Below are 673 nucleotides of genomic sequence, written 5' to 3'. Positions count from 1 at the left end.
ACCTTGATGCGCTTGTCAGCAGTTTCACGCGTCATAGGCGCAAACGGGTCGTCTGACATGCCGCGAACTTCTTTAGCGACGGCCTTGTGATTGCCAACAATGTCGTGATTTACGACTTTCACCAAACCTTTTTCAAGATGCTGCTTAAACACGTGATGGTCTTTAAGATGCTCAAAATCTGCATCGCTTACAACGGTGACGATTCCTTCAGGAGTCCACAAAGGCGCACCATCAGCGCCTTTTGCCATTTCACCAAAGCCGGAAGTTGCTGAAGTAAGACCAGCACCGCCCTTGATCAGAATTTGTTTGCGGATATTTGGAAGAGCGCCTGAACCAGCTTTTGCATTCGGGTTTTCTTTCACTTCCGTATAGAAAGTGTAGTTAACTGACATAGACATAGTTGAAACGATGTATTTTGACATTTTGTAGTCCTATTTATATAAGCCTCAGATAAGCCCCTACAGCCCTTGAGGTCTATTGATATGGGGCGAAGCCTTTCGACCACGCCCCATGTGTTTTACTGTGTAATCACAGCAATTAAATACCAGTCATACGGACGACTGCGAACGGACGCTTGAGCAGAACGCCTGCTGGGGGGCTTGCGGAGTGGTAAACGTGGATCTGAATGACGTCGGACGCGGCCGTCAAGAGCCAAGGGGTGTACCTCGGGCGG

The 673-nt window shown here is 48.7% G+C and carries 1 protein-coding gene; it reads right to left on the bottom strand.

Features of this window, described 5'->3' with window-relative positions:
* Positions 1-422 (bottom strand): hypothetical protein (locus Y887_RS20575; RefSeq protein ID WP_046965644.1); only part of this gene is annotated, 422 nt, incomplete at its 3' end.
* Positions 423-673 lie beyond the last annotated feature (251 nt).

Origin of the sequence: Xanthomonas pisi DSM 18956, from assembly GCF_001010415.1 — a bacterium.
Lineage (GTDB): Bacteria > Pseudomonadota > Gammaproteobacteria > Xanthomonadales > Xanthomonadaceae > Xanthomonas > Xanthomonas pisi.
The sequence above is the reverse complement of the archived record's forward strand: the minus strand, read 5'-3'. Positions and strand labels throughout refer to the sequence as shown.